Genomic DNA, 8,911 nt, shown 5'->3' on the forward strand with positions numbered 1-8,911 from the left:
CTGATCTCTTTTACAAGAATAGGGTGGTCACTTTAAACCGGAATCAACTGATCTCTTTTACCGGAATGGCATGCTCACTTTTGCCAGAATTTGCAGACCAGAGAAGCCGTATCATAAAAACTATTGTTATTTATCTTCCAGTCTGTACTGTTGCCGGAAATATTGATACCATTGGAACTGTTACTGTCATTAAAAAAATTATAAATGGCATTGGAACGAATAATATTGCTGCTGTTCTCTCGGCCTGCTGTTCCATAACTTAAGATCGCATTCAAGGGGCGGTTTACTCCCGCGTTGGTCAGATTACAATATTCAATAATGTTATTATCATTTCCATTTCCTGATGCTGAAGACACAAAATAAATGATCCCCGTCGAAGCGTTTAACCCCGATGCCTTTAGCGTGGCATATCTAACGGTATTATTTTCTGCAGAGTTAATAAGACGTAATGCAGCTGCAGTGGCACTTGTATTAGTGTTTATAAAGACAAGATCAGCTGCTGTACCCGTGGCATTAACCCGCCCGTCAATTGTTACGTTATCAGCACCGTTAAGGCTTACTAATGGATTGGCAATATTACCGCTAATTGAATAGCCGCTCCCAGTAGCATAGATCAGCAGTGAGCTGTAGTTTGCCAGTCCGGTACCGCTTGCATTTAAGGCAGCCATAGCATTCTCGCTGGTATTGCTTATAATCTGAATGGTTACTACACCGGTGACAACACCCGAATTGAGAGCATCAAAAGCAGCCTTTAAAGTGGTATAATTTCCTCCTGTACCAACGGTTACCGTTGATAAAATCAGGCTGTTGTTTTTCAAACTTTTCCTTTCCCGCATTGCATTAACAGGGGAAAAAACCAACAAAAAAGCACATAAAAAAATGGAAATAGAAAAAGGTAGCTTATCTTTCAAAAAGGTACTAATCGCTTTTCCTTTATTTAAAAGGAGCATTAGATTTTTCATGATAATCAGGAGGAAATTTAAGCTTGGATGGAAGTCTTATCTTTTAGATACTTTATCTTATAAGAAAATACACAATACGCTTTTAATCAGTCAAATATATCGTTTTATTAATAGCTTCTACCATAATGTTTATAAGTTTATTCTTAATTCACCAATCAGTTTTATAAAACATTACTAATCAATCATCTAACGGTCACAATTCAGTAAAAGAACAGGATAATCATTTGATTTTCAAATAGGTAAACATTATTTGTATATTTAGTAATAGGAAAACATTTTTTTTATTAACCTGTAGGGAAACTTATTTCAAGAGGGCGATAAGGTTAAAATGTTTCAAAGTAGATAGAGGCTTTTATAACTCAATACTATCCGCAGCTTTTATATTCTCAGAAATATCTGCGTATGTATAAAACTTTCATCAGTATTCGAATCTAATACGATAATCTTTTCGTCATCCAGAAGCAACAGCACGTCTAAGACCATTGCTTGATTTGCTCTTTGATGCGCTACTTTCTCAGTTAAAATATAACCAATATCTAACACCGGCAGAACTTTATCGGTCAGTTCTACTAAAGAATATGTTCTAGTATGGTCTTGAACAAAAATATTTAGTATTTCTACGTAAATATAAAGTTTCTGATTGTTCATCTGATTAATAGCATTATAATTAAAAATAAGTAAAAACGGTTTTATGGTATATCTACCTGGATAATAACGATTAACAAACTGACAAGTTTTATTCCTCTAGTTGGAGAAGCAGTTATATAAATTAATATAACAAAAAACTCCGGTAACTTCCAATTATCTTACAAGCATTAACTTTAATTCAGCAAACTTTTTCATGAAGCCAAATGATTGATGTGACTTTCTCTTATAAATATTCCAACGAATGCCGGTTTAATTGTAAATAAAAAATCAATCTTACTTTAAAATTACTTCTAATTAATTGATATACAAAACATTTAAATAAAATTTTTTAAATTTATAACACTTATATCCTACAAAATACCTATATTTGTCTTACATAATCTTCTACTATATAAATTTAGAAAAGGCAGGCCGCAAAAGCTTTTTTGTTGATGTATAAGTAAGAGAATTGAAGTACGCTTAATTTTCTTTATCTAAAAGCCGTAACCCCATTTACATAACTGCCATTTGAATTTTAGAAGTAACACCGACAAATTCATGCCTTTTCTATTATTTTGATTTGCTGAAATGATAATTTTAAAAAAATATATAAAACCGACATGACTAAGTAAGTTAAAAAGCCTCTTATAATCTCAGAGGCTTTTTATATTTATTTAATCAGTTTATTAAAATCCAGATGATAGACTTGCAAATGAATAAAGATATTATCAATTTACAAAAGAAGTAGATAGATCGCATATTAACTATTACCTGACTGCGTAACGCATTGGAACTGCAGTGATAAAGAAATAATAAGCAACCATCGCAGCTATGTATGCACTTCGAGCAAATTGTTGGGAGTAAAAATTTAATATTTATATACCGCAGTAGGTGAAGGCCAAACCACAATACAATTCCTCGCGATTATCAAATTGCTAACTCTCAGGTAAGATATAAATTTGTTGAAGTATTTTTACAAGTTACAAAAATACTATAAATTCTGATAAGAATTTAGCCCTATCAATTATCTTAAAATTAATAATATATCAGACTAAAAAATTTAAATCTATTTGATTGACTTATAAAAATTTAACTAGTCTGCCTTTTCTAATTAGTTATTTCTATTAGGTCTAAAGAAATGCTCTATAATCGTCACATGATATCCCTACCCGAAAAATATTTATCTTTAAATACAGCATGTTCGTTTTTCAAAAACGAAAAATCAAGGAAACGTATAAGCCAGGTGTGACGACACCTTTAAATAATTTAATTGTATTCTAATTTAATTGAAAAAATAGTGCAAGTTTACAGCACAGTGAAAAAATACATTCGTTTAAATAAATACTTAATATCCTATAAAACAAAATTTCAGAAATCATTATTATTTTTTAACTTTGCTATGATGGGATATAAAACAATTTTTCATATTGACGATGATGATGATGACATCATCTTTTTCGTTGCAGCAATAGAGTACTTATCAGCAACTACAAACTGTTTTTCATTTACTAATGCTAATAAAGCATTACAAAAACTGATTACTAGCGAGCTGATACCTGATGCTATTTTCCTTGACATTAATATGCCAGTGATAAATGGCCCCGAATTCTTAGCCATATTAAAAACTACCCCTGGGTTGAAGGAAATACCGGTTATCATCCTTTCTACCTCGGCCGATCCTATTACAATGGATCAGTTGAAGGCTGCCGGTGCGGCAGGCTTTCTCACAAAGCCGCCAAGCCTTAAAGAACTTATAGATATTTTACACCCATATTTAATTTAATTACAATTGGCCCATACAAGATGAAGTGAAATTATATTTATTAATACTGAAAGCAACTGTTGGGAATATTAATTATATAATGACATAAGCATCGTTGTCACACCTTTAAAATTTAATAAATAAGATAACAACTAACTATATAAATGTATATAGGTACTAGCCCCTTCAGTTGATAATGCAAAAACCGGGAAGGCAACCGTAGCGAGTTAGATAGTGCCGGTCACTTTACTTCCCGTGACATATTTTTTAAGATGCTTTGTAATTAGGGTTTTTATTTTGATGTAGTAACTATGTAAGAATTTGTATTGTAAATGTAAGATTTTTTTATTTTGACGCTTCTAAATTTGTATAGTATTAGATAAAAGTAAGTTATTGGCTTGTGCCAAGTGGATTTATATTAAGCTAGATCCAATTTTAGCAAAATAATAAAAACAAAATGGAGATAACCTTACAAAATGAAGCGCAAAATTCTCATTTTATGATAACGGGTATTGCCCTCGCAACCAATGGTTTGAACGCCCTAATTAAATTGATTTCTTCTATACCTGAAGATTCTGAAATGGCGTATGTTGTTTTACAAGAGCATTCACCTGAATTTTCATATAACCTTGCTGAAACACTATCACAATATACAATCTTGCCTGTTGCCAGCATTATAAATAAAATACATTTTTCTCCCAATCATATTTACATTATTCCTGAAAATAGTACATTGAACGTGCAGGACGGTACTCTCAAATTACATCACTTAACGCGTCTTGATAAGGCAGATGCGAATTTAGATTTATTTTTTTCATCACTTGGGCATATATTCAAAAGTGCAGCTATCGGCGTAATATTGTCGGGTACAGGCTTTCAAGGAATAGAAGGATTTAGGAGGTTAAAGGAACTGGGTGCCGTTACCATTGCTCAGGATCCTCAAACGGCCGAGTTGAAGGAAATGCCCGCTAACGTTATTACTGCCGGACTAGCTGATTTTGTGGAGACACCGGAGCGTATGGGTTCACTATTTCAAAAAATAATTCGAAGCTTTATTAATGCTAAAGCTTATAAAGAGGACGAATGCTGTGAAAATGATCAGCAGGAATTAATTATTAAAATCGTTGATATTATTCTTTTGCGCACTGGCAGCGATTTCACCAATTATAAGCAATATGGTGTAAGAAGAAGTATTGCCAATAGAATGGTAACTGTCAATAGGGATACGCTACTTGACTATTATCTTTATTTAAAACACAATAATAAAGAACAGGATATGCTCTTTAATGAGCTGCTTATTACCGTGACCGGATTTTTCAGCGATGCTTCTTTTTACGAATCCCTGACAAATGAAGTATTTCCTCAAATAATCCAAAATAGTATAAATAATAGCCTCCGAATCTGGATAGCAGGATGCTCCTCGGGTCAAGAAGCCTATTCGGTAGCTATCGCACTTCACGAATATTTATTAAAGGCAAATAACACAGGCCTTCATCTTCAGATATTCGCCTCTGACCTTTCTGCACAAAGTATTATTAAAGCCAGAAAAGGTGTATATACAGAGCAAGACGTACAACAAATATCGCAAAGCAGGCTGCAGAATTATTTCACAAAAAGGAATGATGGTTATTACCTTAAGGATGTAATTCGCGATATGTGTATTTTTACAATGCATAATATGGTAAAGGATCTCCCACTGGCTAAAATGGATTTGGTGTGTTGTAACAATGTATTCAAATTTTTCGATGCATTTAACCAAAATTTAGCATTAAGTGCATTTCATTATGCTTTGAGGGAAAAAGGTGTATTGCTTCTGGCTAAATCAGAAAGTCTAATAAATATTCAAAATTTATTTGTAAATTTTGGCAAACGCGAGAATTCATTTACACGCATAAGTCCACCAGTTCAAAATGTAAATAAATCCCCTTTTACAACCCATACAAATGTGAGTAATAGAAAAAACACTACAGCAGATAGCTCTAAACTTGAAGACGGCAGCCAGGAAGTTAAGCAAAAAAATAATTGGGCAGAAAATTATAATGAGTCTTTATCTTCAGTTGAAGAACTGCTAATTATGAGTCAGGAACTTAAGGAGCGTCAGAAGCAATTGTCCTATATGGCTAATTTTGCAGAAGCAATTATACAGACTATTCATGAGCCTGTGTTGCTCATTGACAAAAAATTTATAATTAAAAGTGCTAATAATGCCTTTTATAAGCACTTCAAAACTGCTTCAAATAGCACCGTAGGTTACAACTTCTTTGAAACAGCAAATTCTCAGTGGAACATTCCCGGATTTAAGACACAAATAATTAATACGCTGCAAAATAAAACTGTTTTGGAAAATTTTAAGTTGGAAATAGAGTTTGAAGGGATTGGAAAAAAAATAATGAATGTGAGTGCTCGACAGTTATCAGGTTCAGAAAATGTTGGAATACTTCTAATTGCGTTACTCGATATTACTGAAATACATTCCGCATATGAATTATTTGAGGCCAAAAACTTGGAACTTCAGGAAAATAAACAACTGTTGCAGACTTTTGCTCTGGCAGCAACTAATAATATATTAGATCCTCTTCAAAAAATTCAGATGCTAGGAAGACGGATTTTTGACAAAGAAATAAGCTTAAGCCAATCGAGTATGCATTATATGCAACGTATTGTATTTTCAGCAGAAAATATGGAAAAACTCATAGAGGATCTTATTTTATATTCAAAAATCAGTTTTCTGACAAAGGAATATAAAAGAACAGACTTGAATTTGATCATCAAAAAAAACCTTCATAATCTAAAAAACATCATCAAACAAAAAAAGGCAGTGGTTAATGTCGCTCCTTTGCCACAACTGGAAGTAATCCCGAATCAAATTCACCAGCTTTTTACAAATATTCTATCAAATGCAATCCAATATAGCAAAGATGATGTAACTCCAGAAATTCATATCGATATAAACCTTGCTTCCGCTAATGAAATCATTGATATTGGAGGAGATCCCGTCATTTCATTTGCAAAAATCAGCGTAAGCGATAATGGAATAGGTTTTGACAAGCAGTATGAAAAACAAATCTTTGATCCTTTTTTCAGGCTTCATAACAATGATCAGTATATTGGTAGCGGATTAGGATTGACGTTGGTCAAAAAAATAGTTCATAGCCATCACGGTTATATTAGTGCCTCGAGCAAAATCCATGAAGGTACAAAATTTGATATTTTTATACCTGTCAAGCAGGTTCATCAATTATAAAACTATTGTAGTATGATATTTTTGAAAGTGTTCATCTTTCTAGAGATCTTCCTACAAGCAGAGCTGAACGTAAAGTATTTATAATATCAGAGATTTCAAGAATTTATCATTGGAGTCAAGGCAGGTACGGTAGTTGAAGAATAGGCCAAAGAATTATCGTCAATCAACATAAAAGCTTGCCGATCTTTTGTTGCAAAGATAATGCTGGAAAATAATATGCCCAGTATTCCAAAATTAAAATTTTAAAGAACTACAATATCCTCTGCTAAATATCCTGCAGCAGCGAATTTATTAAATCAGAATTTTAAAGTCAGTAACCAAAATCAGGGAATCTGTCAGAATCAAATATAAGAATTTAAGTATTTTAAAAGTTATCCCGCCAATTTACAAAATGATTTAAATATAGATATCCCTGGTCTAACCATCTGAATCTTTCGCATAATATGAACAACCTCAATACCGCTTAGAGTTCTCTTTGCAGATTCAAAATTTTTAAAACCTAAACCATTAACATCCTCCACTTTATGAAACGATGGTCCTGTTCTACAATATTGTTGAGATATTTACACTGTCGGATTTTAATCTTTGAGAAAGAACGTTTGTTATAGACTTTGATCGCTGTAGAATTAGAACCACTTTTATCAATGTTTATTAGTATTGGGCTACAGTTATTACTAATTGCTTTAATTAGAAATGACTGGGCACTCATTCTCTGTCTTCTCTTAGTTAATAAGAAATCAACTGTATTACCAGACCTATAAACGGCTCTATATAAATAACACCATTGCCATTTAATCTTAATATAAGTCTCTTCCATTCTCCAACTACCACCAACTCGTACTTTGCGTTTGTTAATTTGCATCTCTACTAACGGTGCAAACTTATACCCACCGCTGAATGGTAGCATGATCAACATGAACTCCTCGCATTTTCATGATCTCTTCAACATCCCGATAGCTTATTGTAAGCCTAAGCTTAAAATATACTGCCTGCAATATAATAGACTTCGGATAGCAATGACTAATATTCATTTTTCGATGGATTTAAAATTCTAAAGATAAAAGTTATTCCCAGATGCGACAAAACCCAATATTTTAGTAATACTTTATAATCCTATCAATTTGAAAAACATGAAATTAACTTCTACAAATGCTACTAACTTTAACTAAAAAAATAAACTATTTTAAGGGAATTCGGTCAGTGATTGCTGAAAAATCTAAATTAACGAGGTTTCTTTTCCAAAAAAGTAATAATAATATCTAATTTCCGATTTAATACTTCCAAATTAGAATTGAGAAGAGATTGTTTGTTATCAATTAGGGTTAATTTAGAAATTAGGTTTTTGAATTCAATTTCTTGATTCGTTCCAATTTTCAGAACATTCTTATCTATATTTTTAAGTGTATACATAATTTAGTTTTAATCAAATGTATACAATTTAATAACAACAAAGCTAATTCATTACGGAGGAGCTTTTTAAATTCTTGATATGATGGAAAAAGAAGTTTTAATACTAAAATTATCTAAAAGCTTTAAAGTTGACTAAATCAAAAAACAGAATAAAGAGAAACAGTGCATATTGAACTTCTTAATTTAGAAAAATAGATTTACAAGAGAAAAAGTGACCATTTTTCAAATTTTACAATTCTGCATTTAGTTCTTATGAGTGTTGAAAATAACGAGAAATAGCAAATCAAGGTTCAATAAAGATATCAATAAGTAAATATTAGTTCGTATTTTGAATTTGTTAATTGAGCAATTCATCTATTACACTCGGCGCCAAAATGTAATTTGAAATTATGTTTTATTTAGTCCCAAGATTTGAACTGTACTAAATCAATCGAAATTTGTTTTTGCTTTTTAAAATATCCCAATTTGTTTTTAACACATCTTCCAGAAATAATTTTAGAGTATCAAACCGACCTAAAATAAAACATCTATTCATCTTTACTGTTATTGCCATTTTTATTTCTCTTTTTAAAAATATAATAGATAACAAGATAAATCGCGGTAAAAAATAAAATTATTTCCATCTTACTAATAGGAACTTGAGGATTCTCGAGTTCATATGCAGGAACATTTCGGGCAATAGAAATTAATGGAAAAAGCAGTATTATATAATTAATGACTTTTTGCATGGATTAATCAAAGATTTAGATGAAAATCACTATAATAATTGTAGGTTAATAAATATTATCTAATTGATTTTAATTGTTTTAGCGTGCAAATTCTGGCAAAAGTGAGCATGCCATTCCGGTAAAAGAGATCAGTTGATTCCGGTTTAAAGTGACCACCCTATTCTTGTAAAAGAGATCA

At 31.8% G+C, this 8,911-nt stretch carries 3 protein-coding genes and 1 pseudogene; 2 read left to right on the forward strand and 2 right to left on the reverse strand.

Going from position 1 to position 8,911, the window contains the following annotated elements; genetic code table 11:
* Positions 1-74 precede the first annotated feature (74 nt).
* Complete coding sequence (locus tag EV143_RS21070) at positions 75-962, reverse strand: hypothetical protein (protein WP_133509884.1); 888 nt, start codon at positions 960-962, stop codon at positions 75-77.
* A 1,897-nt stretch (positions 963-2,859) separates the two neighbouring features.
* Between EV143_RS21070 and EV143_RS21075 the strand changes: the two genes are divergently transcribed.
* A complete protein-coding gene (locus EV143_RS21075) occupies positions 2,860-3,372 on the forward strand; it encodes a response regulator (RefSeq protein ID WP_133509885.1) in 513 nt (170 codons plus the stop codon).
* 436 nt (positions 3,373-3,808) lie between these two features.
* Positions 3,809-6,595, forward strand: a complete 2,787-nt coding sequence (locus tag EV143_RS21080) for a CheR family methyltransferase (RefSeq protein ID WP_133509886.1) — start codon at positions 3,809-3,811, stop codon at positions 6,593-6,595.
* 371 nt (positions 6,596-6,966) lie between these two features.
* Here EV143_RS21080 and EV143_RS21085 read toward each other — a convergent pair.
* Positions 6,967-7,626: pseudogene (locus EV143_RS21085) on the reverse strand (IS6 family transposase).
* Between the last annotated feature and the right edge of the window lie 1,285 nt (positions 7,627-8,911).

Origin of the sequence: Flavobacterium chryseum (assembly GCF_004362015.1) — a bacterium.
Lineage (GTDB): Bacteria > Bacteroidota > Bacteroidia > Flavobacteriales > Flavobacteriaceae > Flavobacterium.